The sequence below is a fragment of the Candidatus Neomarinimicrobiota bacterium genome, from assembly GCA_022573815.1.
GTDB lineage: Bacteria > Fidelibacterota > SORT01 > SORT01 > SORT01 > JACZTG01.
Genome location: JACZTG010000002.1, coordinates 69,615 through 94,028, shown reverse-complemented (window position 1 = coordinate 94,028; position 24,414 = coordinate 69,615). Strand labels below are relative to the sequence as shown.

Here is a 24,414-nt window from a genome sequence, read left to right as displayed (position 1 = left end):
ACCGATGAAAGAATACCTATTAAAGGCATTATCTGAAGCAGCCGGCGCTCTGGGCTATTCTGATTCTATCGCCGATATATCCCTAGAAAAACCAAAAAGTTCCGAGCACGGAGATATTTCCTCAAATCTTGCTCTTCTTTTGGCGGGTAAAGCAAAAAAAAATCCGATGGAGATCGCCCAATCGTTAATTGATAATCTTGACCTTGATAAGAATAAAATTGAGAGTGTAAATGTGGCTCCTCCCGGTTTTATAAATTTTAAATTCGGTGTTGGATACAGAACAAAAATAATCGAAAGGATTTTATCGGACAACGAGAATTACGGCAGATCAAATGTCGGAACAGGCAAAACCGTAAACATTGAATTTGTCAGCGCGAATCCTACCGGACCTTTAAACGTCGGACATGGAAGAAACGCTGTAATCGGCGACACCGTTTCGCACATATTCGAATTCTCCGGCTATAAAGTCACAAGGGAATATTACTTCAACAACGCCGGAAGACAAATGAGGATTTTGGGCGAAACTGTCAAACATCATTACCTTGAGAAACTCGGCAAGCCTTCCGAATTCCCAAATGACGGATATGAAGGTGAATACCTGATTGATATAGCTCAGCTCCTTCTTGATGAAAAAGGTGACTCACTCGCTGATTCAGATGATATAACACCTTTCAAGGATATAGCAGAGAAAACAATTTTTGCAGAAATTCAAAAGACCCTTGATAATATCGGTATCAGGATGGACAAGTACTCCAACGAAGACGAGTTTTACAGCTCGGGGGCTATTGAGGCAATCGTAAATAAATTCCGTGAAGAAAATCTGGCTTATGATAAGGATGGTGCCGTATGGTTAAAATCAGCGGCTTTGGGAACGGACGATGACAGAGTCATAATTAAAAGCAGCGGAGAATATACATATCGTATGCCCGATATAGCATATCACGTGGATAAGATTCAGAGAAACTACGACATTATTATAGACATTTTAGGCGCAGACCATCACGCATCGTTTCCCGATGTAGTCGCTGCGGTAGGCGCGCTTGGTTATGACAGTAACAAGATTCAGGTGCTACTGCATCAGTTTGTGACGTTGACTAAAGAGGGCAAAAAGATTAAAATGTCCACCCGTAAAGCAAACTATGTCACGCTTGACGAGCTCAATTCCGAAGTTGGTACGGATGTACTCCGATATTTTTTTCTTATGCGAAGCGTCAACAGTCACCTAAATTTTGAGATAGACTTGGCAAAAAAGGAATCGGACGAAAATCCTGTCTATTATGTACAGTATGCGTTTGCTCGTATTTCAAGTCTGATTCGACTCGCGAATGAAAATAATATTAATCCTGAAAACTCGAATCTTTCGTTGTTGGATTCCAAAGAAGAAGCAGCGCTCATTTTCTCTCTCGGTGAACTGCCGGAATTGATTCTGAATCTTCAACAAAATTTACATATTCATTTGCTTACCACATACCTTTCCGAAGTAGCGACACTGTTTTCTCGTTTTTACGAAAAGCACCGAATAGTAAGTGATGATAAAGACCTCTCTGCTGCACGAGTAAATTTATGCTCCGCAACAGCAATTGTACTGAAAAATGGACTCGGATTGCTGGGTATTTCAGCGCCTGAATCAATGTAGATAAGACTTTGATGCTATCATCTTCAATTTTAAATTGGATTAGCCATAAAAGGTTTTGTAGTTATACTTACATTATTAAAAAATAATTTTCCTAATTTGGAGTCATGTTAAATGGAAAAGACATGGTACCTCAAGAGAATAAACATTTTCAAGGGTATGTCGAATGCGGAAGTAAAGCATTTGGACGGCATCACCTATATGAAACATTACGACAAGAAAGACCTGATCTATCTGCCGGGAGATGTGAGCGATCAAGTTTACCTGCTGAAGGAAGGCCGTGTTAAAATCTCTAAACTATCCGAAGACGGGCGTGAAATTACACTCGTTATTCTCGAACCGGGAGAAATATTTGGTGAATCCGCACTCATCAATGACGAGGAAACTCGATCAACAGTGGCGGAAGCTATTGAAAAGGCTTATCTATGTGTTATCAGCAGAAAAGACTTTGAAGAGTTCATCCATAATAAACCCGAACTTGCTCTCAGTATCACAAAACTTATGGGATTCAGGCGTAGAGAAATTGAAAATATGCTCGAAGACCTTGTTTTCCGGGGTGTTCATGAACGGCTCGCAATTCTCTTACTCCGCCTTTCCGAAAGGCATGGAAAAGACGTTGACGGTAATACGCTCATTGATATCAGTCTTACTCACTATGATTACGCAAACCTTATCGGCTCAACCAGAGAAACCACAACGGCTTGCCTTAACGACTTTAAGCGCGAGGGTTTAATTGAATTTAAAAGACGTAAAGTTATCGTCATCAACGAGAAAGGGCTCAAAGATAGAGCTGGAATCTAAAGTTGAAGTGGAACTTTTCGTCACAGAGAAGTGTCCTCAGTGCGTAATCGCAATAAAACGAATCAAAGAAATTACCGTGGAAATTGAAGCAATCAATTTGAATATTGTTAACGTTTCAAATCTGAATAATGGAAAAAATAACTTTAAGAAACTTGCTGTTACCCCGTATTATCTAATTAATGAGAAATTTGTGGTTCCGGGAACTTCAAGCAAAGTTTATATAGAAAGCGTTATACAATCTGCAATAACAAGTGCTTAACAGGCATTTTAACCCGTTACTTTTTTAAATACTCTTAATAAATTTCCGCCCAGGATCATTTCCAAATCTTCTTCAGAGTAACCCCTGTCAAAAAGTGCTTTAGTTATTTTTGGTAAATCACTCACATCATCCATTTCCTTAGGCATTGAACGTACTCCATCGAAATCTGATCCCAATCCCACATGATCAACTCCTACAAGTTTTGCGATATAATCTATGTGATCAATAATGGTTGCGAATGGCGGTCTGATTTTATCTAATTCACTTTTAAAGAGTATATCTATTTCCTCATTAAGGTCGCCGATTCTATCCTCAAATTCCAGTTCCGCCCTAATAGAATCAACTTCCCTTTTGTGAAATTCTATTAAATCATCATACCGGCTTTTATATGTGCTGTCTACAAATCCTGAATTGAAATTCACGAATATTACGCCCCCACCCGCTGCAATGGCCTTTAGTTGCGAATCTTTTAAATTTCGGTAATGAGGTGTCAATCTCCATGCGGAAGAGTGAGATGCTATCACGGGGTCTTCTGTCGTTTCTAAAATATCCATTACGGTTTTTTCACCTGAATGAGACAGATCAATCATAATACCCAATTCATTACATTTTTTGATGACCTCGCGTCCGAATTCAGTTAAACCGAGCGGATAGCCTGATTTATCCGTTGACTCGAATTTTGCCGCTGTCGCCCAACTTGTATTGTGATTCCAGGTTGGAGCAAAGTATCTTACTCCGCGCGAATAAAAATGCTCTAACTTTGATAGATCATTTTCAATAGCATATCCTCCTTCCATTCCAAATGTTCCGGCAATCATACCATCTTCAACGGTTGAAAGTGCTTCATCTGCCGATCTGATTAACCTTATTTTAGTAGGATATTTTTGTTCTACCGCCTCTACGGCATCAATTATTTCATTTGCCTTTTTATACGCATTATCGTTATCGACGTAATTGATGGAATCCATCCAGATAGCGAAAAATATGAGATCCATCCCGCCTTCTTTCATACGGGGTATATCTATCTGTCCAACGGTGTTTCGCTCACCCAAATCTAACCCCTTCAAAATCTTAAGGGGAGTATCATCATGAAGATCTGCTACAAATGACGAATGATGGAAATTTAAATGTTCATCATCGTTTCCGCATGAAATCAGCAACAGAAGGAAAATCAAAAATATAGTTTTCAGATTAATCTCCAAATTGAATATTAGTTTGCCTGTTGTCGAACTCGAAAGGATTCAAGACTTCGATCTCGGTAAAACGTTCATAATCTTCCAGCTGGAAGGTACACAATTTGTATACCCTGTTATCCAGCATAGTTGCCACTAATTCGGCGAGTCTGATATCTGTGCCCTTAAGATTGTAATCTCTCACTAAATTATTTATCGTTTTATACGAATTCATCAGGTTGATTATCTTATTAATAGGTTTAAGATTTATATATTTTTCATATTCGGCAATAGCATCCGAAGAGCTTATGGGATTTCGAACATGCCATTCGCTGGTTAAAGCAACCATCAATTCACTCAGCACTCCCATACTGACACACCCCTTAATGTCACTCTTAACTGCCAGTTCACGAACGTTTAGAGCGTATAGGTGAAGCCGCGAAGACGAATCAGCTGCATGCAGAAGCACGTCGGTATTTAGCAGTATGCTATCTCTAACCACTATAAAAGGCCTTCTTCGACAAATCCGATCGAAGGTGAAGTTCAAATGTCCTGAACTCTACATGCTCAAGCGTGCCTACGCGTTCTTCAAGGCTACCCCTGTAATTCTCCACAGATTGATTTTTAAGCCATAAATCAATGGCATCTTTTGAAAATCGCCAAACATTTTCGAATTTTATTGCAGGGATTGTTCCCGCGCGAGCCATTTTGTAAATTGTTGAGCGACTGAACTGTAGATAATCAGCCAGCTCATCCGCTGTCATAACTTTTTTCAGCATACTCTATTTATCAGATAAATATTTATCCGCCACTTTGAGTGATTTTCTAATATTATTAAATTTCAAAATAACCACCGCATCTTCAAAAACGTACCACTGATATTCCTCATGCTCTTGAGAAAGATTGATTGATCCATAAAGATACTTAGCAAGAAACATTTTTACTACTTTCTTTATCAAGCCTTCCTTCACAAGAAATGTATATCCGAACTTCTCTTCGAAACCATCTATGATCTCTATTTTATCTAATCCGGTTTCTTCATACAATTCTCGTTTTGCTGCGTCCAAATCACTTTCGCCCGATTCTATTTTCCCTTTCGGAAAATTCCAATAGTTCATTCCATGTTTCAGCAGTAAATATTTTCGTTCTCCGTTGTCCTTAAACAATATAAATCCTGCGGAATTTTGCTCAAACGTTTCCATCAATAAAAACGACCGCTGACGCTGATCTGAAACGATTGAAAAGTTTCTTTTACTATCCCGCCATTGAGACTGTTATGATCCACTTCAATTACACCATAATCAAGACTCAGTCCCTCTCCACCGATACCGACACCAAAAGAAGCGTTTTCCCCTGCGATTCCGGACCTGATTCGGATTCCGCTAAAGATATATTCTACTCCGAATCGAAATTCTACGTCAGAAGAATTATTATCGTTTTCTAATCTATTCACAACATTTGCTTCTAATAGGAGACCACTAAACGGAACCAAAGCAAGACCGACGTTAACATAAGTCGGCGGCTTAAATCCGAACAACGAGTCAGTCGCTACGTTATTAATCGCCACTCCAACGGTTATTGGTCTTCTGAGGATATTCATAGTGAACAATGCGCCAAGATCAATTCCTACATTAGTCTCAACGCGGGAGCCTTCCTCATCAAGAAAATCATCAACGTCATTGGCGCTCCTCAGGGAAGTTGCATTAATTGATCGCAAGCCTGTATCCATCATGCGGAAATTTTTAAGGAGAACACCGACTCTGCTCCGATGGGTAATATTAAACGTATATCCGGCGAACAAAAAATCAGATTCTACGTGTCTGCCATAAAATTTCGGTTGTGGATCGAAAAGTCCAAAACCGTCATTGAATAATAGCTCGTCCCTGTTCGAATGAATATATCCCACTGTTGTGCCTTTCCCCTGCACAATAACGCCAAAATATCTCGACGTAAGTCCTAATAAGCTATTCGGTATAACGGACGAAGATCCGTTTCCTGTCCCACTCAGCTGTCGCGGTATGGCAATTACATCACCCCATTTATTATTTCCATTCCATTGAAACAGCGGTTTGAAGCTCAGCGCTCTTCCGGACCGGTTCAGAGCCGGATTTCTTAATACCGATAAAGGGCCGTACGCATCCACAATGCCTGTTAATCCCATCCCGATAGAACGGGAATCTATTTCATTGATCCCGAAATGCAGTAGTTCCTGACTGCGTATTGGAGATGCTACTGTCAGAGATACAGCCAACACAATTACGAATCGAATAAATATTTTTTTATAGTTAATTATCTTTAGCTCCTTGATCAATCCAATCTTTTATGATGTTTATTTCCGACCTTAACAATGGTTGTAAATCCTTTGGCATGATGTTTACCGGATTGCCAACGGGGTCTCTTCCTTCCACGCTCCATATCAGCGGGCTTTCATCAGCGTTTCCGGGCTGAATCACTAATCCACTGTTTCCGCCTGTCATCAGTGTGGCATATGATGTCAGATCCAGTCCGCCCGCACTTGAAGCGTCATGGCAAGCTGCCGTACTGCATGAAAATATGAAAATAGATTCCTGGATTTGATCGTTATAACTTATCTCACCAAGACTTTCACTATCTGAGCAGCCGAATAGCGAAAAGAATATTATCGGAAGTATATATGATTTGTCGACGGAGAACCCCACACTTTAAATTTCCCGCCTTAATGCAGCCTTTTTCAGCTGCGAAATGTGCCATGTTATATCTATATCTTTTGGACACGCTTCAACACAGTTGAAAATTGTGTGACATCGCCAGAGTCCATCTGTCGTGTCTATGATGTCAAGCCGCTCTGCTGTTGCGTTATCTCTTGTATCAAATATAAATCTGTAGGCTTTCAAAAATGCAGCCGGACCGATGTAATCTTCGTTTACCCATAATGACGGACATGACGATGAGCAGCAACCGCATTGAATGCACTTTGCCGATTCAAAAAGGAGTTCGGCATCCTCGTTGGTCTGATACCGTTCTCTATCAGGAGGAGCGTCCTTTGGAATCAGGTATGGTTTTACGATCTCGTATTTTTCGAAAAACGAAGACATATCAACCAGGAGGTCTTTTTCCAGAGGGAGCGCAGGTATCGGTTCTATTTGGATTAGATTTTTTCTTAGTTTTATGTCCTGTACCAATACGGAGCAAGCAAGCCTGTTCCTGCCGTTGATTTTTACTGCGTCAGAACCGCATATGCCATGCGTGCACGACCTACGATATGTTAATCCACCGTCTATTTCCCATTTAATTCTGTTGAGAAGATCTAAAATCCTGTCGGTGGCATTTACATTTTCGAGATCATAATCTTCGAAGTGAGGCGCAGAATCTGTTTCCGGATCGTAGCGTTGTATCCTGACGGTTAAATCCACTAATAAACCCTTTCTTTCGGTTCAAACTGTTTTATAACGACTGGCTTATATCGTATATCCGGCACCGGTTTATCCGTTTTAAAAATGAGCGAATGTTTCAGCCACTCAGCGTCATCTCTTTTAGGAAAATCTTCTCTCCAATGAGCGCCGCGACTTTCTGTTCGATCTAAAGCGCTGGTAATGATTGTCTCTGCTGTGCTAAGTAAACCGCCGAGCTCTATCACTTCCAATAAGTCCGTATTATATCCTTTGCTTCGGTCATCAATACCAACTTTCAGATATTTTTCTTTCAACTCTTTAATCTTTGAAAGACCTTCTTTCAATCCGGCGTCTTCGCGAAATACTGAACATTTGTCCATCATAGATTCCTGCATCTCTTTTCGCACATCAAACATTTTTACGCCAAAATCGTTACCCTTAATGCGTTCGATGGACTTCATTGTCCATTCATCGGCGTTGTCAGGAAGCGAGGTTAATTCGGCGTTTTCAATATACTTCGAAATCTGCTTTCCCCCTCTTCTTCCAAAAACTAATATATCAAGAAGCGAGTTTGTTCCGAGCCTGTTAGCGCCGTGAACGGAGACACAGGCACATTCCCCCGCCGCATAAAATCCGGGCATAATATTGTTATTTTCATCAATAATCACTTCCGCGTCTATTGTGGTTGGTATTCCGCCCATCGCATAATGAGTTGTCGGCTGGACGGGAATCCATTTTTCATTCGCATCTACGCCGAGATAAGTTTTAGCAAATCCTGTAATTTCGGGAAGCTTCTCTTCAATAAGTTCTTTCCCAAGATGAGTCAGATCCAGCCCTACATAGTAAGTTCCGTCGTCTCCCTTTATTCCCCTGCCTTCCTTGATTTCCGTAAAGATTGCGCGGGAGACCATATCGCGTGGAGCGAGGTCCTTTATGCTTGGCGCGTATCTTTCCATAAAACGCTCACCGTCTTTATTTCTAAGGATACCGCCTTCGCCTCTCGCTGCTTCTGAGACTAATATTCCTAATTTCCATAATCCGGTTGGATGAAACTGAACAAATTCCATATCCTCAAGCGGAACTCCGTTTCTGTATGCTATTTCAAACCCGTCCCCGGTCCCAGCCATAGCGTTAGAAGTTATCTGGAATACACGTCCGTAACCGCCTGTGGCAAACATAACCGCTTTTGCGTGAAAAATATGGATTTCACCGGTCTTAATTTCTATAGCAACAAGCCCACAGCAAACTCCATCATTCACTATCAGATCAGTCACATGAAACTCATTGTAAAAAATAACATCGTTCTTCACGCATTGTTCATAAAGCGTCTGAAGCATAACATGACCCGTTCTATCCGCCGAATAGCAAGCTCGCTTCACAGATGATTCGCCAAAATTTGATGTATGTCCGCCGAATTTTCTCTGCGCTATCTTACCCTCAGGTGTCCGATTGAACGGCATACCCATATGCTCAAGCTCGATGATAGCTCTAATGGCGTCTTTACACATAGTCTCGATGGCGTCCTGGTCACCAAGATAATCTCCCCCCTTCACAGTATCAAAAGCATGCCATTCCCAGGAATCCTCTTCTTCATTTCCAAGCGCCGCACTAACACCGCCCTGCGCTGTTCCTGTATGAGACCTTGTGGGATATACTTTTGTCAGAACCGCACAATTTTTATCTGCGGGGATTTCCAACGCAGCTTGAAGGCCTGCTCCGCCGGCGCCAACAATCACAACATCGTATTCATGTATCAATTTATAATCCCTCAGAAAGAAAGTAGAGTTGTAATACCAATAAGACCGAATACGACGCCTGAAATAACAAGCATCGCATATAACGTCCATGATATAGCTTTTTTGAGCTTGAAGTCTCTAATAATAGACCACGTACCGTTTATTCCATGATAAATTCCGAGTACCACAAAAGTCATTTGGAGACCTTTATAAAATGGGTTTTGCATCCTCTCTAAAACCGCGCTGTAAGTATGGCCCGAATCTATATTGTAATGCATTAGAATATAATGACCTATCATTACAAATAGGAGCACGACTCCTGTAATCCGCTGAAGAAACCAGGGCATTGCTCCACCTGATTTCGACGGTACCGATTTATATGCCATAAAATCTAACTCCTCATATTTCGGCTAATGAAATACGCCAAAAAATATTACATACCCCATTGCTATAAACATTGCAACGCTAAGACTGACAAGCCAAAATAGTAGCGGCTTATGATATTTCGAACCATCCGCTAAATCTATAAGAACTATCCTGAACCCATTGAAAGAATGGAATAGCACCAGTCCGAATAACAGCCATTCAAGAACCATAAAAACCGGCTGTTTAAATAATTCCATTTCAGCGTTAAACGCTTCCGGTCCTTTTTGAAGTCCGGTAAGAGCGAGAATGTGAAGATAAAGGTAAAACATCAAACCAAGTCCTGTTATTCGATGTAATCCCCAAGACCATGCACCCGGCGCTTTTTCATATTTCAAAAGAATCTTTAACCAGGACAATATTTATCTCCTAAAAGTGGGGTTTGGTCAATTATTTTCCGTTTTGAAGCTATTGAAAAGCCGTTAGAATGGCAACCTTTTTATCAGATTTCTCAGACATCATTAATACGAATTTAGTTCCCTTCGAGGAGACAACGACAGGATAAATTTTTTAAAAATTACCTGATAAGCCAAACCGTTGTATTAAACCGGCGCCACCGAAAGACGATAAAGCGTAATCAATACGCCATTTATCCACCGTAACTCCCAAGCCGATATTTCCACCGGAATAGACATCTTCACTCAGCGAAGATGTATCAAGGTCGAGCCGAATTGAACTTAATCCCAATATTAAATTGACGTTCGGCGATAGAATTATTTCTCCGCTCACAAGAGCCTTCCAATTTCCGTAAGTCAGCCAAATCCCTTCCGCATTCACGCGTAATGGAAGATGAGCCAGCAGTTTAGTTATACCAAGACGAAAATTTGTTGGAAGTGGATCACTGTTATCAATAAACGCTGTGGATTTACCAAGATTAAATATACCGCCTCCAATGGATAGTTCCCTTTCAGCCTGATAGTATATAAATCCGGCATCTAATGCTATGGCGTTTATCGAATATGCGTCTATGTTGGAATTAGCCCATTTTATATTTGAGCCTATCGAAAGCGCACCGGTTATTTCTTGCGAGTAACCCAGCGATACAATAAGATCAGAGGCTGAAAAATCGGATCCGAGATCGTTTCCCCTGTCATCAAGTCTTTCAAAGCTTCCATAGTCCATTGAAGCCAAACCGATTCCAACAGTGCCTGATTCAAGTTTTTTTGCCATCATGAGATTTCCGCCTCCTATGTCAAGAAGGTGGTTTACGTAATTCGCGCTCCAGGTAACACCTATTAAGCCGCTAAGAGATGCGGGATTATGAAAAAGACCGTGAACTTCTCCTCTTTTGGCGACCATAGTTCCAGCAAGCGAGGCTCCTCTTGCGCTCATTTCCGAATTTAAAAATGCCAGGCCGGGCCGTTCGCCTGCAATCGATTCGTTGAATGTGAACAATATTATAATTGGTAAAATAAAACTTTTAGCCGGTCGCACCATTCTCTTCTTCTCTCTCAGCATCCCATTTTCTTACTATTTTCCAATTCTTATGTTTAACCGCAATGTAAGCCAATAACAATAAAACAGGTATTAAAATCCATATATAATCATTTACAGCGGCAAGGAAATAATATCTATAATTATTCTTTAAGTTCCTTCTTAAGTCTATCTCAAAATCGAGCAAATCCGTACCGGTTACTTCTGTAAACGCCGCTTCAAAAGAATTGTTCAAATTTATATTTTCGAATATGAATTTTATCACATCTTTACCCGCTGTTTCTTTAAGAAACACTATCGCTGCACGCGACTGCGCATACGCAAGATTGGCTTTATTTCCATCAAACGACAAAACTTCTTGTACATCATTTAATTTGATCAAGGATTTTGTGAACAAAGCCCGTGAGAGTAAGATTTTTGCTCTAAAAGTTTCTCCCCCCGCTAAAAATGTAGCCAGACCTTCATTGAACCAACGCGGTACTTTGCCCGCATCAATAACGGCTCCGATTAGAAAATGAGTAAGTTCGTGGGTAATTGTTCTCTCTAACTCTTTTTTTGTTGCTTTGCTGAACGATGTAGATTTAAGAACAATTAGGCTCTTGCTATAATCCGTTGAGCCCTGGCTCCAGGACGGAAGAATATTTCCCGTAAATCCGTCAAATTCCTTTTGGCTTCCGCTTATGATGATATTTGCAATCGGAGGTCCGTCATAGCCGATATCTTCTGAAATTCTATTGATATTATTCAGTATTGTCGAAACAACTAAATTTGTTAACTGTACATCGTAATCGTGATACTGAATCCGAATAAAACCTTCGTTAAATACTTTCCAGTCATCCTGAGCCACCAGCCCTTGCGGAACAAATATCAGCAGCAATAATATATTTAGATGAATCTTACTCATTTTACTTAAAGCATATTTACCGGGTCAACGTCAACCGAAAGCCTTACTTCTCTAGGCAAAGTTTTTCTCAAATTATTCATCTGCTTTCGTAACAATATTTTCACTCCACTCAATCGTTTCACACCTCTATTGTTCAAACGAACCATTACTCTCCACCGATATCTCTTCCTAAGCTTTTCTATGACAGCAGGCGCCGGACCGAGAAGTTCGTAATCTCCACCGTTTCTTTTAAGGGCTGCCATAACTGTTTTGGCTCCCTCTATTGCCATCGATTTTTCTTCTGATGAAGTTTCAAATAAAATGAGTTTGCTATAAGGCGGATAATCCGATTGCTTTCGTTCTTTAAACAGGTTTCTGTAAAAATTATTTTGCTCCTCAATTTCCACACTCTTAATCGGTAATCTGTCAGGATCGATAGTTTGCACTACAACTTCTCCTCGTCTCTTACGTCTGCCCGCTCTTCCTGCAACTTGTGATATCAACTGATAGGTACGCTCACCTGCCCTAAAATCCGGAAGATACAATCCTGTATCGGCAGAAATAATTCCCACAAGAGTTACATTGTCGAAATCCAGCCCTTTTGCAATCATCTGAGTTCCGATTAAAATATCATATTTGCCGGCCTTAAAGTCTCCAAGAATCCGCCAATGAGAACCCTTTCCGGTAGTTGTATCCATATCCATACGTATAGATTTTGCGTTTGGGAATAGATTACCAAGTTCTCTTTCCACCCGCTGAGTCCCCACACCCTGAAACATCAATTTATTATAGTTGCATTCAGGGCAATTTAACGGAACCGATTTTCTTATTCCGCAGTAATGGCAGCTCATCCTGTTGGTTGCGCTGTGATATGTCAGTGTTACATTACAATCAGGACATTCCTGTACATAACCGCATTCTTTGCATTTAATAAGCGACGCATATCCTCTTCTATTTTGAAGCAGTATAATCTGTTCTTTATTCTTCAACCGTTCGGATATTTTATCTCTTAAAACCGAGGAAATAATTTCACCGGAATATCCGCCCTCAAAAGTTTCTGTTCCGGTATTTACTATATGTAATTTTGGAGTGCCTGCGCTACCGAATCGCTCGGTTAATCGCAAATAATGATATTTTTTCTTCTTCGCATTATACATTGACTCCATACTTGGAGTCGCTGAGCCGAGTATAAGCGTTGCTCCTTCGATTTTTGCCCGCATTGTCGCTGCATCACGAGCATTGTATCGCGGCTCAGGTTCAGATTGATTGTATGAGGGTTCCTGTTCTTCGTCAACGATAATTAACTTCAGGTTTTCTACAGGCGCAAATATTGAGCTTCGTGCTCCAACGACCACTTTTGACTGACTCGATTTTACTTTCTCCCAAGATTTACGTCTTTCGCTATCAGATTGATTACTGTGTAAAATACTGACCTGTCCGCCAAAATAATGTTCGAATCGGCTTGCAATTTGTGGAGTGAGCGCAATTTCAGGAACCATAATCAGCACGCCTCCTCCGCCGGAAAGTGTTTCCCACGCTGCCTTGAGGTAAATTTCTGTTTTCCCGCTGCCGGTAACTCCGTGGAGTAAAAATGAGTCGGCTTTTCCATTCATTATGGAATTATGTATTGGAGAATAAACTTCCGACTGCGCATTCGTAAGTAATATTTCTTCCATCTGAAAATCCGGCTCGGTCAATCGTTTCTGAATATTAGCTGTAGAAAATCCCGTATAACTTATTTCTGTTATTACAGCACCCGAGTTCGTTAATGCCTCAAGCGCTGAATCCAATCCATCCGCTCCAATATAATTTCTTAAATGCGAATAGCTGTAACTTTCTTTTTTTTTGAGTTTTATTAAAATCGAATTCATAACTTCCGAAAGACGTTTGCCAGCCATTGCTTCTTCGTTTACGAGCTTTACGATTTTCTTCTTCTTTACACCCATTCCGGCAGGAAGAGCGGCTTTCATCACCAATCCCATAGGAGAAAGATAATAGTCGCTGAGCCATTGCAGAAATTTCAACATATTTGGCGAATAGGCTGACAGGTCGTCAATCTTGGACTTGAGCTCTTTCAAACGTCCTTTGTAATTTCCATTATCGGTTGACGAATTTACCACAAAGCCTACCTGAGACTTGTTTTTCAGCGGCGCCACTACACGACAGCCTATGGGAATATCATCCCATTCTATCGGGATTTTGTAAGTATACGCTTCATCTATCTGTAACGGAAACGCTATATTTACAGTTTTATAATTCTTGTTATTCATAGACAATCAAAATATGGTACCATCATAGATAATACAAAATAAAAGGGATATATTCTCGACCCCAAAATAAAAAGCGTAGGAATTACCTACGCTTTCATCACCTGCTATAACCAAAAGGTTAAACTATTGATCTTTTACTGCTTAACCACCCAGAGCTTCACTTCAGATTTTACATCCTGCTGAATTTTCACCGATACATTATATATGCCCAACGCTTTTATCGGTTCATCAAGAAGTATGTCTTTTTTGTCAACCGTGAATCCCTGTTCAGAAAGCAACTTGGATATTTCCTGAGACGTTACCGATCCAAAAACCTTGTCGTCTTCACCAACCTGCACACTCGCAGTCAGTGAAATTTTGCTCATCTCATCTGCCATTTCATTCGCTGATTCCATTTCGCGATTTTTAACCGCATTCTGGTGTTTTTTACTCTCTTCATATTGAAGCGTATTTGATTTGGTTGCGGCTAATGCCATATTTCTCGGAATCAGATAGTTTCTTGCATAGCCGTTCTTTACGTTGACTATTTCTCCTGCTTCGCCGAGACTTTCGTGGGTTTTCGTTAGAATAACTTTCATATTTTCCTCTACTACACTGATTTAAATGAATACGGAATCAGGGAAATATTCCGCGCTCTTTTTATTGCCGTAGTCATCTCCCGCTGATGCTTTGCGCACATTCCCGACACTCTGCGAGGGATGATCTTTCCCTGGTCTGTAATAAATTTTCTTAACATTTTCGGTTCTTTATAATCTATATACGAGTTACGTGTTTCACAAAATCTACATATTTTCTTCTTTGACATTGCCATTTATTTTCTCCGGAAAATTAAATCTCTAATCCTTTATATCCAAATTCGTCATTATCATTAATTGTATCATTATCTTTTTCAACGCTCGACATATCGTTTCCTACTGATTTCTGAGAATCCGAGTCTGTTTCGCTTTTTTGTTCTTCACTATTTGTGGAATCAACGTTGCCGTTCGATTTAGTTGATTCACTTATTTCTTCAGCTTTATGCTCAAATTTATGTTTGTCCAGAAACTGAATCTTGCGCGCTTTAATTTCAACAATGGTTCGATTATTACCGTCATCCGATTTCCATTTTCTTGATTGCAGTTCGCCTGACACTACAACAGAACTACCTTGCGAAAGTTTTCCATTACAGCTTCTTGCCAAGGCATCCCAAGCGACAACGCCTACAAAACATACATCCTCTTTTACCTGACCTTTGTTGTCCTTAAATCTACGATTAGAAGCAAGATGGAAATTTACTACAGGTGTTCGATCATTTGTTTCTCCAAATGTTGGATCATTCGTCAAATTGCCCGCGATAATTACGCTGTTAAGGTCCGGCATTCGTAAATCAGACATTTAAGCGGACTCCTCTTTCTCTTCCACTGTTTCTTCGACTTCTTCTTTCTCATCTTTCTCGTTTTTTTCAACAACCTTTTCTTCCTCAACAGCTTCTTCTTCTTCGGCTGCCTCTTCAGCTTTTTCTTCTACTTCTTCTTTTTTCTTGTCTGCTTTCTCTTCGACTTTTACATCTTTTCCGATTTTCTTCTCGGTCGTCGGATATTTCTCAATTTCTTTTTCTTCGTGAGCTTTCATTTCTTCGTCAACGCGTTCCGGTTCTTTGTCCAGAACAATGCACAAATGAGAAAGTACGGCATCCATTAAACCGAATTTCTCATTTAGAGTTCTTATCAACTCGGGCTTGGATGAATATCTTAGAATTATATAGTTTCCATAGCGCTGTTTTTCAATATCATACGCAAGTCTTGTTCTTCCCCAATCGCTCTTGCTGTAGATATCGGCGCCTTCTGATGTCATATAATCAACGACATCTTTTTTAATTTGCTGAATTTCATCGCCCTCAAGCGAAGAGTTTATAATATACATCGTTTCGTAATAGTTCACTGCTTCCTCCGTTTCGTATTCATTAAAGTAATGGCGCAATAACCAGAGATACAACAGCCATAAGTTTTATCAAGATATTCATTGAAGGTCCGGATGTATCTTTAAAAGGATCGCCTATCGTGTCGCCTACTACAGCTGCCTTATGAGCGTCGGAGCCCTTACCGCCATATTCTCCGGCTTCAATAAGTTTTTTAGCGTTGTCCCATGCCGCTCCGCCGTTGGACATAAAGAGCGCAAGAAAAACGCCGGCCAATGTAGAGCCGGCGAGAAGTCCTCCAAGCGCTTCTGCTCCAAGCAAAAAACCGATGGTAACAGGCACGAAAATCGCAATAAGTCCGGGAGCTATCATTTCCCTCAATGCCGCTTGTGTACTGATATCAATGCATCTGTCATAATCCGGTTTTCCTGTTCCTTCCATAAGACCGGGAATTTCTTTGAATTGCCTTCTGATCTCTTCTACCATTTTGAAAGCTGCTTTTCCTACCGATGTCATTGTTAGCGCCGCCACAAGAAACGGCACAGCTCCTCCGAGTAGAAGACCTATCACTACGACCGGCTTTGTTAAATCTATCCCTATTTCATCAAGCCCTACCGCTTTGCTATACGCAGAGAAGAGCGCTAATGCAGTTAGTGCGGCAGACCCTACCGCAAAACCTTTTCCGAGAGCAGCGGTCGTATTTCCTAAAGAATCAAGCTTATCGGTAATTTTGCGAACATCCTCTCCAAGACCGGCCATCTCTGCTATTCCGCCCGCATTATCAGCTATAGGACCATACGCATCCACTGACATCGTAATTCCTACGGTCGCAAGCATCCCAACTGCGGCAATACCGATTCCGTACAGTCCGGCGAATTCCGAGGATATATATATTACTGAGGTAATAATCAATATTGGCAATGCCGTACTCTCTAATCCTACAGCCAAACCTGTAATCGCATTTGTTGCCGGACCTGTTACAGATGCTTCAGCAATCCGCCTGATAGGGGAAGACGATGTATAATATTCTGTGGCGAATCCGATGAGCACACCCGCGAGACTTCCGGAAACTATCGCCCAGAATATTGAAATCCCGGTGACGGCTTTATCGCCCAGGCTACCTTGAAAACCAAGCATATCTGTCACGAAATATGACCCTACAAGGAAGAGTAACGAAGCTAAAATTGCTGAATATCTTAAAGCTCCGGCCGGATTTCCTTTACTTAAAACTTTAATAGATGCAATCCCCACCAAAGACGCTACCAGTCCTATCATAGCCAGAATTAACGGGAGAGCCATAAATTTAATCGGCATTACTTCAGCCATGGTAGCTGTGGCGCCGATTGCTATTGTCGCAATAATAGATCCTACATAAGATTCAAAAATATCCGCGCCCATACCGGCAGTATCACCCACATTATCACCTACCATGTCTGCAATAACTCCAGCATTTCGAGGATCATCCTCAGGAATTCCCTCTTCTATTTTTCCTACAAGGTCAGCGCCTATGTCTGCCGTTTTGGTGAAGATTCCCCCACCGACTCTTGCAAACAGCGCTATTGAACTCGCGCCCATTGCAAATCCGTTTATATAGTGAGCCGATGATGTATCCTGTCCATACATCAAAAAGAAAGTACCCACTCCTAACAGACCGAGACTCGCTACGGAAAGCCCCATTACCGAACCGCCCATAAACGACACTACCAGCGCTTTACTTTCCCCTGAATTCGCAGCGGCCTGAGCTGTTCGTACGTTTGCCTTTGTTGCGGCTTTCATCCCCACGAATCCCGCTGCCATTGAACAAAATGCTCCCGCAACATACGCTATCGCCGTCTCCGGCGCTATACTCGTGTAAAGAAATATTGCTACTAAAAAGATAAAACCAAGAAGAATTGTATATTCTCTTCTTAAAAATACCATCGCTCCATTATGTATCAAAACGGCAAGCTCGCGCATCTTCTCATTGCCGGCATCCTGTTTGGTTATATAAACATATACCAATAGCGCAATTACCATTCCTCCAATTCCAAACCATGGCGCAAATTCTACAATACCCGGAATCTCCAAGTTTAATTTTCCTCCCTATTAATCATATCTTTGTTTTCACGTTTATTATATTTATTCATACTTTTTTTAATACCGCCAAAAATAAATTCCATCGCCCCGTTTACCGCGTACTCAACCATATTTCTTGCTTCGTCGGATTGCTCTTCCTCAAACGTAGAAAGCACGAAATCTTTATCATCCGCGCCTCTTGTATCTACATCTATCCCAAGCCTTATTCGAGGAAATTTATCCGTCCGAAGATGATATATAATTGATTCCATGCCGTGATGACCGCCTGCTCCGCCGCCTTCTCTTATCCGCACGGTTCCTAACGGCAAATCTAAATCATCATATACTACAAGTAATTCCGAAGAAGATAATCCATATCGGTTATAAATATGTTCAACGGCGATTCCGCTATCGTTCATATATGTTGTGGGCTTTATAAGCAGAAAAGTACCGCTCCTGTCCTTTGCCTCAAAGTAACGTCCTTTACCCGCTTTAAATGATATTTTTTTCTGCTCTGCAATCCCGTCAATTACCATCCAACCGAGATTATGTCTCGTATCTTCATATTCTATTCCCGGATTACCTAAGCCTATTAAACATTTCAAAATATAAATTGATTTAAATTACTCTTCTGAATCATCGGTAGATTTATCAGCTCCTTCTTTCTTCCCGCCTTCTTCAGTTTTACCCTCTTCGCCTTCGCCCTCGACTTCCTCACCTTCAACTCCTTCTTCCAGCTCTTCTTCAACCACAACTTCTTCTACTATCTTCGGAGTTACTACTGATACTACAGCGAGTTCTTCATCAGTTACGACAATGACGTTCGGCACATCAATATCTTTTACATGAATTGAATCACCGATTTCAAGATCCGCAACATCAACATTGATAACGTCAGGTAACTTTCCGGGTAATCCTCTAATCACTAATTCTCTCAAAGTAGATTGTTGGATACCTCCCATTTTTACGCCTTCTGGTGTACCTTCAAAATGAATCGGGATATTAACTTCAATCTCTTTATCCATTCTGATACCCATCAGATCCACGTGTAAAATCTTATCGGTTACCGGATGTATCTGTAAGTCCTTAATGATGACTTGTTTATCTTCCTCATTCGCCAATTTCATTTTAATAATAACATTTCCCGAAGCTATTATAGCGTTCAGGTCGCGTTCATTTATTTCTATTTTTATAGATTCACTTCCGGCAATATAATAAATTCCCGGAATTTTCCCATTTCGTCTCGCGGAATTTATTTCGCTTGTACGTTTTAATTCTCGTGTTTCAACGTTAAGTACATCATTGGCCATTTTTTAGCTCCTTACTGATTTCAATAATCTCGGCTATCGAATAATTTACTGATAGACCGTTCTTCATGTATTCTTTTAATTGCCTCTCCAAAAATATTGGCTACCGAAACAATTTCTAATTTAGTAGATTTATAACCTTCAGGCAGTGGAATTGTATCCGTCACTATAAGTTTTTGGATGGCGGATTCTTCTATTCTTTCCAACGCGCTATCGGATAGAACAGGATGCGTCGCCATTGCATAGACCTTGGTGGCTCCTCGCTCCATAGCGGCTCCGGCTGCATTTATCAACGTTCCGGCAGTATCTATCAGGTCGTCTAACATAATTACAACCTTACCTTCTATATCACCGATAATATTCATCACTTCCGATTTATTCGCCGATTCTCTACGCTTATCAATAACTGCAAGTTCAAGATCCAAACGACGTGCATATGCGCGCGCCATCTTAATTCCGCCTATATCCGGCGCCATCACCACTGCGTTTTTCAAATATTCCTTCTTTGAAAGATAACCAAGCAATACCATTGAAGAATAAAGATGATCAACTGGTAAATCAAAGAATCCTTGTATCTGGGGAGAGTGCAAATCCATCGCCATTACTCTATTCGCCCCTGCAACTGTTACCATATTAGCGAAAAGCTTTGCCGATAAAGCCACTCTCGGAGTGTTCTTTCTGTCCTGCCGCGCGTACCCATAATATGGAATTACGGCAGTTATCCGTTTCGCTGATGCTCGCCTGGCGGCATCTATCATTAAGAAAAGCTCAAGGTAATTTTTTGCGGGAGGATTTGTTGATTGGATGATAAAAACATCGCTGCCGCGGATAGTCTCATGAAATTTAACGTATATCTCTCCATCCTTGAACTCAACTATTTCAATTTTGCCCAGAGGTTTCCCGAGATATTTTGCAATCCCTTCCGCTAAAGAAAGATTTGATCTTCCGCTGAATATTTGAAATTTCTTTTCCATTAGTTCCGGTTTTTTATTGCTGGGGTGGCAGGATTCGAACCTGCGATCCAGGGACCAAAGCCCTGTGCCTTGCCGCTTGGCCACACCCCAATCATATCAAAGTGTGCCTTCTCGCACCATTGTTAACACCCAACGCTTATGACTCTTGTTCACCAATTTCTTTGCCTTTTCAGCCCTTTCGGTCGTCTCATAAAATCCGTATACTGCTGAGCCGGATCCGGAGAGTGAAGCAAACACCGCTTCCGATTTCAGCAGGTCTTTCTTTATATCACCAATTTCAGGATATTTCGAAAAAATCAGAGGTTCAAAATCATTCCTGAACAGTTTCCTGTTTTTTGCGTCCCCATTATGGGGGAAACTTGCTAAATTAACGTCATTAATATTCCTTGTCAAGCTCAAAGGCTTTACACTTTCATAAGCCCACGATGTATTGATATGTATGTCCGGAACCACAAGAAGTAAAACCCAGTTTTCGCTTAATTCACCCGGACTTAATTCATCTCCAATGCCCTCGGCATACTGACATCCGCCTCGAATAAAAAATGGTATGTCTGCCCCCAATTCGGCTGCAATGTTTTCCATATTTTGTGCGCTTAATTTTATGTCTAACAGTTCGTTGAGCCCCCGAATTACGCAAGCGGCATCGCTGCTTCCGCCGCCCAAACCCGAACCCACAGGCAGTGTTTTTTCAAGTTCTATGCTTACACCTTTTTCTTCCCCGATAAATTTAAAGAATGACTTTGCTGCTTTGCTGCAAATGTTATCATCTCCATCGGGCACGTTTTCTCCATACCACTTGAAACTGATTCCCGGTTCATCTTTCAGACTTAACGTTACCTTGTCATAGATATTTACCGTCTGATACATTGTCTTCAGAGAATGGTAGCCGTCGTCCCTCCGGCCGGTTATCCTCAGACCAACATTTATTTTGGCGTAAGCATTTAAAGTCAACGGTTTCATTCAGTTCCTAAGGCATTATTAAAACGTAGGATAACTTCATCTTTACCGAAATATTCCACCAGCTTTTGCAGCTCGGGACCATGACTTAGACCCGTTAGAGCTATTCTAACGGGCATCCAGAGATTTTTCCCCTTATGCCCGGTCTCTTCTTGAACTGATTTCATTATTGAACGAAAATCATCTTCACCGAGTTGTTCGAACTCTCCTGCAATCTTCAGGAAACATTTGAATATATTCCGAGAGTCTTCTTTTTTTAGAATCTCTTTTTCATCTTCATTTTTTGGCGAATAGTCAGAGTTATAAAACACTGACACATAATTTGGTATTTCAGAAATCGTTGATAAATTTCCCCTTACCGCTTCTACAACCAAAGATGTTTTTTCCTCATCGTCCGTAGAATACCCTGCCGATTGAAGATAGGGAATCGATTGTTCCATCAGTCGTTCTTTACTCAAAGCTCGAATATATTGCCCGTTCATCCATGTGAGTTTGTCATCATCGAATACGGCTGCCGAGGACGACATTCGGGAGAAACTAAATTCGCTTATGAGCCTGTCCACATCTATGATATCATCTCCGCTTTCTGACGACCAGGAGAGCAGACTGAGATAGTTGATCAAAGCTTCCGGCAGATAACCTTCTTCCCGGTAACGCTTGATCGAAAGCGCTCCGTTCCTTTTTGAAAGTGTCTTTTTTTCTTTGTTCAATATTGTAGCGGTGTGCGCAAAAAACGGAACATCAAAATTAAATGCCTCATAAAGAAGTAATTGCTTTGGCGTATTGGAAACGTGCCCTTCTCCCCGAATTACATGGCTTATCTTCATCAGAGCGTCATCTACTACTACAGCGAAATTATAGGACGGCATTCCATTGGAGCGAATTATTACAAAATCTCCGATGTTGGAAAGATCCCAGCTGATTTCTCCTTTAATCAAGTCGTTAAAAGTTATAGTCCCTTCTCTTACTTTGAACCGCAATACCGGTTTTATTCCCTCATCAATCTTTTGCTGTTCTTCCGAACTCGATATTTCTCTGCACTTTCCATTATATCTTGGCTGACGTCCTCCTGCTAACGCTTTTTTACGCGCAGCATCAAGTTCTTCTTCAGAACAATAACACTTGTAGGCGATTCCATCGCTAAGGAGCTTTTCTGCGTATTCTTTGTGAAAATCAAGTCTGTCTGACTGAAGGTACGGTCCGTAATCACCGCCTACGTCCATTCCCTCCTGCCAATCTATTCCCAGCCATTTAAGATCATCGGAAATCATCTCCTGCGAACCGATAACGTGTCTTTCCTGATCAGTATCTTCAATCCTGAGGATAAGCGTTCCATTTTGTTGTTTCGCATATATCCAGTTGAGCAGAGCCGTTCGAATGTTCCCTGCGTGAAGTGCTCCTGTTGGGCTTGGCGCGAATCTAACTCTTACTTCTGACAAGTTTAGCTGCTCTCCGACAGCCGCGATGAACGTTTACTTTTGACATAATAAAATATTGATATCACGATTGCCGCTAAAATTATTATTGAAACGATCCGGCTATAATTTCGGAGACCGCTCTCAACAGCCTCCCAATTGCTCCCAGCGTAGTAACCCGCAGTAATTAATATCGTATTCCATACCAAACTCGAAATTAAAGCCAGAACAGTGACTTTGAGCCATCCGAATTTTGAAAACCCTGCGAAAATTGAAACTACAGACCTTGTTCCTGCTAAAAATCTATTTACAATTATGACCCAAATGCCCCATTTGCCGAACCATTTATCAATTTTAGATATCCTTTTGGAATCAAACCATCTGAGTTTTCGTTTCTCGAAAAAATCTCTGCCTCCGTATCTTCCGATAGCATAAAATGTCAGGAAACCCGCAAGGCTACCTACGGTTGTCATAATAAGAGTCGGGATAAAAGCTATGATTCCAATACCCACCAGATAAGCGCCGAAAATTACTATTGAATCTCCCGGAATCGGGGGAACAATGTTTTCAAGATAAGCAGCCAAAAGGAGAGCGAGGTATATCATTGCGGGATTCATTCCGCTGATAAATTCTATAAACCATTCCATTTCAGTGTCTCACTTTACCGAACTCAATAGCGCAACTGCCATCGCAGCAATCCCTTCGCCTCTGCCTATTGCCCCAAGACGCTCGTTAGTGGTAGCTTTAATCGAAATAACAGCTGCATTACAGGAGAGCGCTTCGCAGATATTTTCTCTCATCTGCTTTTTATACGGACTAATTTTGGGTTCTTCCGCGATAATTGAAACATCAATATTTTCCAATTGCCAACCCTTGTTGCCAATCAGGGAGAAAATATCTTTTAATATTTTCAAGGATGAGATATTCTTGTTTTTTTCATCTGTATCGGGAAAATGTTCTCCGATGTCGCCTAAATTAGCCGCTCCCAACAGAGCATCAGCTATTGCGTGGCTGACCACATCGGCATCTGAATGCCCTTTAAGTCCAAGGGGGTGGGGGATATTTACACCTCCTAATATCAACGGAGTTCCATCTTCAAACGGGTGAACATCATATCCGAATCCTACTCTATGCATCCGTCAGTTCCCTTTTCAGGTAATATTGAATATGATTCACATCCTCAGGAAAAGTAACTTTAAGGTTGTCTGATCTTCCTTCAACTATGGAAACATCAACACCCATACGTTCTACCAACGATGCCTCATCAGTTCCAATGAAATCTTCATCCCTTGCTGATTTAAGAGCATCTAATATAATATCTTTCCGAAATCCCTGCGGAGTTTGCGCAAGCCAGATAGTATCACGAGGAAGCGTTTTGGCTACTTTATCATCCATAACTTCTTTAACGGTTTCTTTGCATCTAACAGCCAGCAATGCGGCTCCATTTTGCATCGCGGATTGAATGACCGAGTCAATTTCTTCAGCGCGAACCAATGGTCTTGCGCCATCGTGAATCAGAACTATCTGCGCATCTTCGGATGTTGCGTTCAAACCGTTTTCCGTTGAGTTCTGTCTCTCATCTCCCCCCGGTACAATCGCCTTAACCTTTTTAAATCCCTCATTGCCAACCACTTCATCTCGGATATAATCGAGAGAATCTGCCCTGACGACCAATATAATTTCGTCGATAGCTGAAACAGCTTCAAACCTCGAAATAGTCCAAGCAAGAAGGGCGCGACCCTCTATCACTGCAGACAGCTTGTCCACACCGTTGTCCATTCGCGTGGAACTTCCCGCAGCGACAATAACAGCGGATACACTCAAATC

Annotated in this window: 29 protein-coding genes and 1 tRNA gene; 3 read left to right on the top strand and 27 right to left on the bottom strand. The window is 41.2% G+C overall.

The features are described 5' to 3' along the window. The first annotated feature begins 4 nt into the window (after positions 1–4). The 3 genes from IIB39_01290 to IIB39_01280 all read left to right on the top strand — a co-directional run bounded on the left by IIB39_01290 (position 5) and on the right by IIB39_01280 (position 2,693). Positions 5–1,636, top strand: a complete 1,632-nt coding sequence (locus IIB39_01290; GenBank protein MCH8927333.1) for an arginine--tRNA ligase — start codon at positions 5–7, stop codon at positions 1,634–1,636. A 111-nt stretch (positions 1,637–1,747) separates the two neighbouring features. Continuing rightward, positions 1,748–2,434: a Crp/Fnr family transcriptional regulator gene (locus tag IIB39_01285; protein ID MCH8927332.1), complete on the top strand. Its 687-nt coding sequence runs from the start codon at positions 1,748–1,750 to the stop codon at positions 2,432–2,434. Next, positions 2,367–2,693, top strand: a complete 327-nt coding sequence (locus IIB39_01280) for a hypothetical protein (GenBank protein ID MCH8927331.1) — start codon at positions 2,367–2,369, stop codon at positions 2,691–2,693. Before IIB39_01285 ends, IIB39_01280 begins: the two co-directional genes overlap by 68 nt. Before the next feature lie 8 nt (positions 2,694–2,701). On the opposite strand, the gene IIB39_01275 is transcribed toward IIB39_01280, so the two are convergent. The 27 genes from IIB39_01275 to ispD form a co-directional block, all read right to left on the bottom strand. Next, positions 2,702–3,895: a dipeptidase gene (locus IIB39_01275; protein MCH8927330.1), complete on the bottom strand. Its 1,194-nt coding sequence runs from the start codon at positions 3,893–3,895 to the stop codon at positions 2,702–2,704. After that, the gene (locus IIB39_01270) at positions 3,885–4,367 is read right to left on the bottom strand and encodes a type II toxin-antitoxin system VapC family toxin (protein ID MCH8927329.1); all 483 of its coding nucleotides are present in this window, start codon (positions 4,365–4,367) and stop codon (positions 3,885–3,887) included. Before IIB39_01270 ends, IIB39_01275 begins: the two co-directional genes overlap by 11 nt. Beyond that, a complete protein-coding gene (locus tag IIB39_01265) occupies positions 4,360–4,644 on the bottom strand; it encodes a helix-turn-helix domain-containing protein (GenBank protein MCH8927328.1) in 285 nt (94 codons plus the stop codon). The genes IIB39_01270 and IIB39_01265 overlap by 8 nt, the downstream gene beginning before the upstream one ends. Positions 4,645–4,647: 3 nt before the next feature. Next, a complete protein-coding gene (locus IIB39_01260; protein ID MCH8927327.1) occupies positions 4,648–5,031 on the bottom strand; it encodes an NUDIX domain-containing protein in 384 nt (127 codons plus the stop codon). Positions 5,032–5,066: 35 nt separating this feature from the next. Continuing rightward, positions 5,067–6,116, bottom strand: a complete 1,050-nt coding sequence (locus IIB39_01255; protein MCH8927326.1) for a hypothetical protein — start codon at positions 6,114–6,116, stop codon at positions 5,067–5,069. Between the two features lie 34 nt (positions 6,117–6,150). Next, positions 6,151–6,543, bottom strand: a complete 393-nt coding sequence (locus IIB39_01250) for a hypothetical protein (GenBank protein ID MCH8927325.1) — start codon at positions 6,541–6,543, stop codon at positions 6,151–6,153. Positions 6,544–6,546: 3 nt separating this feature from the next. Beyond that, positions 6,547–7,257, bottom strand: a complete 711-nt coding sequence (locus IIB39_01245) for a succinate dehydrogenase iron-sulfur subunit (protein MCH8927324.1) — start codon at positions 7,255–7,257, stop codon at positions 6,547–6,549. Then, a complete protein-coding gene (locus tag IIB39_01240) occupies positions 7,257–8,993 on the bottom strand; it encodes a succinate dehydrogenase flavoprotein subunit (GenBank protein ID MCH8927323.1) in 1,737 nt (578 codons plus the stop codon). Before IIB39_01240 ends, IIB39_01245 begins: the two co-directional genes overlap by 1 nt. Before the next feature lie 11 nt (positions 8,994–9,004). Continuing rightward, on the bottom strand, positions 9,005–9,358 hold the full coding sequence (locus IIB39_01235) for a hypothetical protein (GenBank protein ID MCH8927322.1): 354 nt from the start codon (positions 9,356–9,358) through the stop codon (positions 9,005–9,007). Positions 9,359–9,382: 24 nt separating this feature from the next. Beyond that, on the bottom strand, positions 9,383–9,754 hold the full coding sequence (gene sdhC, locus IIB39_01230) for a succinate dehydrogenase, cytochrome b556 subunit (GenBank protein ID MCH8927321.1): 372 nt from the start codon (positions 9,752–9,754) through the stop codon (positions 9,383–9,385). A 151-nt stretch (positions 9,755–9,905) separates the two neighbouring features. Continuing rightward, a complete protein-coding gene (locus tag IIB39_01225; protein ID MCH8927320.1) occupies positions 9,906–10,853 on the bottom strand; it encodes a PorV/PorQ family protein in 948 nt (315 codons plus the stop codon). Then, on the bottom strand, positions 10,816–11,733 hold the full coding sequence (locus IIB39_01220; protein MCH8927319.1) for a hypothetical protein: 918 nt from the start codon (positions 11,731–11,733) through the stop codon (positions 10,816–10,818). Before IIB39_01220 ends, IIB39_01225 begins: the two co-directional genes overlap by 38 nt. A gap of 5 nt (positions 11,734–11,738) precedes the next feature. Beyond that, positions 11,739–13,982, bottom strand: a complete 2,244-nt coding sequence (gene priA / locus IIB39_01215) for a primosomal protein N' (GenBank protein MCH8927318.1) — start codon at positions 13,980–13,982, stop codon at positions 11,739–11,741. Between the two features lie 134 nt (positions 13,983–14,116). Beyond that, positions 14,117–14,560 (bottom strand): 50S ribosomal protein L9, encoded by a 444-nt coding sequence (locus tag IIB39_01210; protein MCH8927317.1) that lies wholly within the window; start codon positions 14,558–14,560, stop codon positions 14,117–14,119. Positions 14,561–14,571: 11 nt separating this feature from the next. After that, the gene (locus IIB39_01205) at positions 14,572–14,793 is read right to left on the bottom strand and encodes a 30S ribosomal protein S18 (protein ID MCH8927316.1); all 222 of its coding nucleotides are present in this window, start codon (positions 14,791–14,793) and stop codon (positions 14,572–14,574) included. Between the two features lie 17 nt (positions 14,794–14,810). Further along, a complete protein-coding gene (locus IIB39_01200; GenBank protein MCH8927315.1) occupies positions 14,811–15,356 on the bottom strand; it encodes a single-stranded DNA-binding protein in 546 nt (181 codons plus the stop codon). Next, a complete protein-coding gene (rpsF, locus tag IIB39_01195; protein MCH8927314.1) occupies positions 15,357–15,902 on the bottom strand; it encodes a 30S ribosomal protein S6 in 546 nt (181 codons plus the stop codon). A 22-nt stretch (positions 15,903–15,924) separates the two neighbouring features. Then, positions 15,925–17,946 carry a sodium-translocating pyrophosphatase gene (locus IIB39_01190; protein ID MCH8927313.1) on the bottom strand — a complete coding sequence of 674 codons (2,022 nt, stop codon included), beginning with the start codon at positions 17,944–17,946 and terminating at the stop codon, positions 15,925–15,927. Positions 17,947–17,948: 2 nt separating this feature from the next. Further along, on the bottom strand, positions 17,949–18,539 hold the full coding sequence (locus tag IIB39_01185; protein MCH8927312.1) for an aminoacyl-tRNA hydrolase: 591 nt from the start codon (positions 18,537–18,539) through the stop codon (positions 17,949–17,951). 18 nt (positions 18,540–18,557) lie between these two features. Continuing rightward, on the bottom strand, positions 18,558–19,244 hold the full coding sequence (locus tag IIB39_01180) for a 50S ribosomal protein L25 (protein MCH8927311.1): 687 nt from the start codon (positions 19,242–19,244) through the stop codon (positions 18,558–18,560). 20 nt (positions 19,245–19,264) lie between these two features. Beyond that, on the bottom strand, positions 19,265–20,215 hold the full coding sequence (locus IIB39_01175; protein ID MCH8927310.1) for a ribose-phosphate pyrophosphokinase: 951 nt from the start codon (positions 20,213–20,215) through the stop codon (positions 19,265–19,267). A gap of 19 nt (positions 20,216–20,234) precedes the next feature. Next, a tRNA-Gln gene (locus tag IIB39_01170) sits at positions 20,235–20,305 on the bottom strand. A gap of 6 nt (positions 20,306–20,311) precedes the next feature. Beyond that, complete coding sequence (gene ispE, locus IIB39_01165) at positions 20,312–21,175, bottom strand: 4-(cytidine 5'-diphospho)-2-C-methyl-D-erythritol kinase (GenBank protein ID MCH8927309.1); 864 nt, start codon at positions 21,173–21,175, stop codon at positions 20,312–20,314. Further along, on the bottom strand, positions 21,172–22,611 hold the full coding sequence (locus IIB39_01160) for a glutamate--tRNA ligase (GenBank protein ID MCH8927308.1): 1,440 nt from the start codon (positions 22,609–22,611) through the stop codon (positions 21,172–21,174). Before IIB39_01160 ends, ispE begins: the two co-directional genes overlap by 4 nt. A 2-nt stretch (positions 22,612–22,613) precedes the next feature. Beyond that, entirely contained in the window at positions 22,614–23,234 is a 621-nt protein-coding gene (locus IIB39_01155) for a DedA family protein (GenBank protein ID MCH8927307.1), read from the bottom strand. Between the two features lie 9 nt (positions 23,235–23,243). After that, positions 23,244–23,723 (bottom strand): 2-C-methyl-D-erythritol 2,4-cyclodiphosphate synthase, encoded by a 480-nt coding sequence (locus IIB39_01150; protein MCH8927306.1) that lies wholly within the window; start codon positions 23,721–23,723, stop codon positions 23,244–23,246. Continuing rightward, a complete protein-coding gene (gene ispD, locus IIB39_01145; protein ID MCH8927305.1) occupies positions 23,716–24,411 on the bottom strand; it encodes a 2-C-methyl-D-erythritol 4-phosphate cytidylyltransferase in 696 nt (231 codons plus the stop codon). Before ispD ends, IIB39_01150 begins: the two co-directional genes overlap by 8 nt. Positions 24,412–24,414 lie beyond the last annotated feature (3 nt).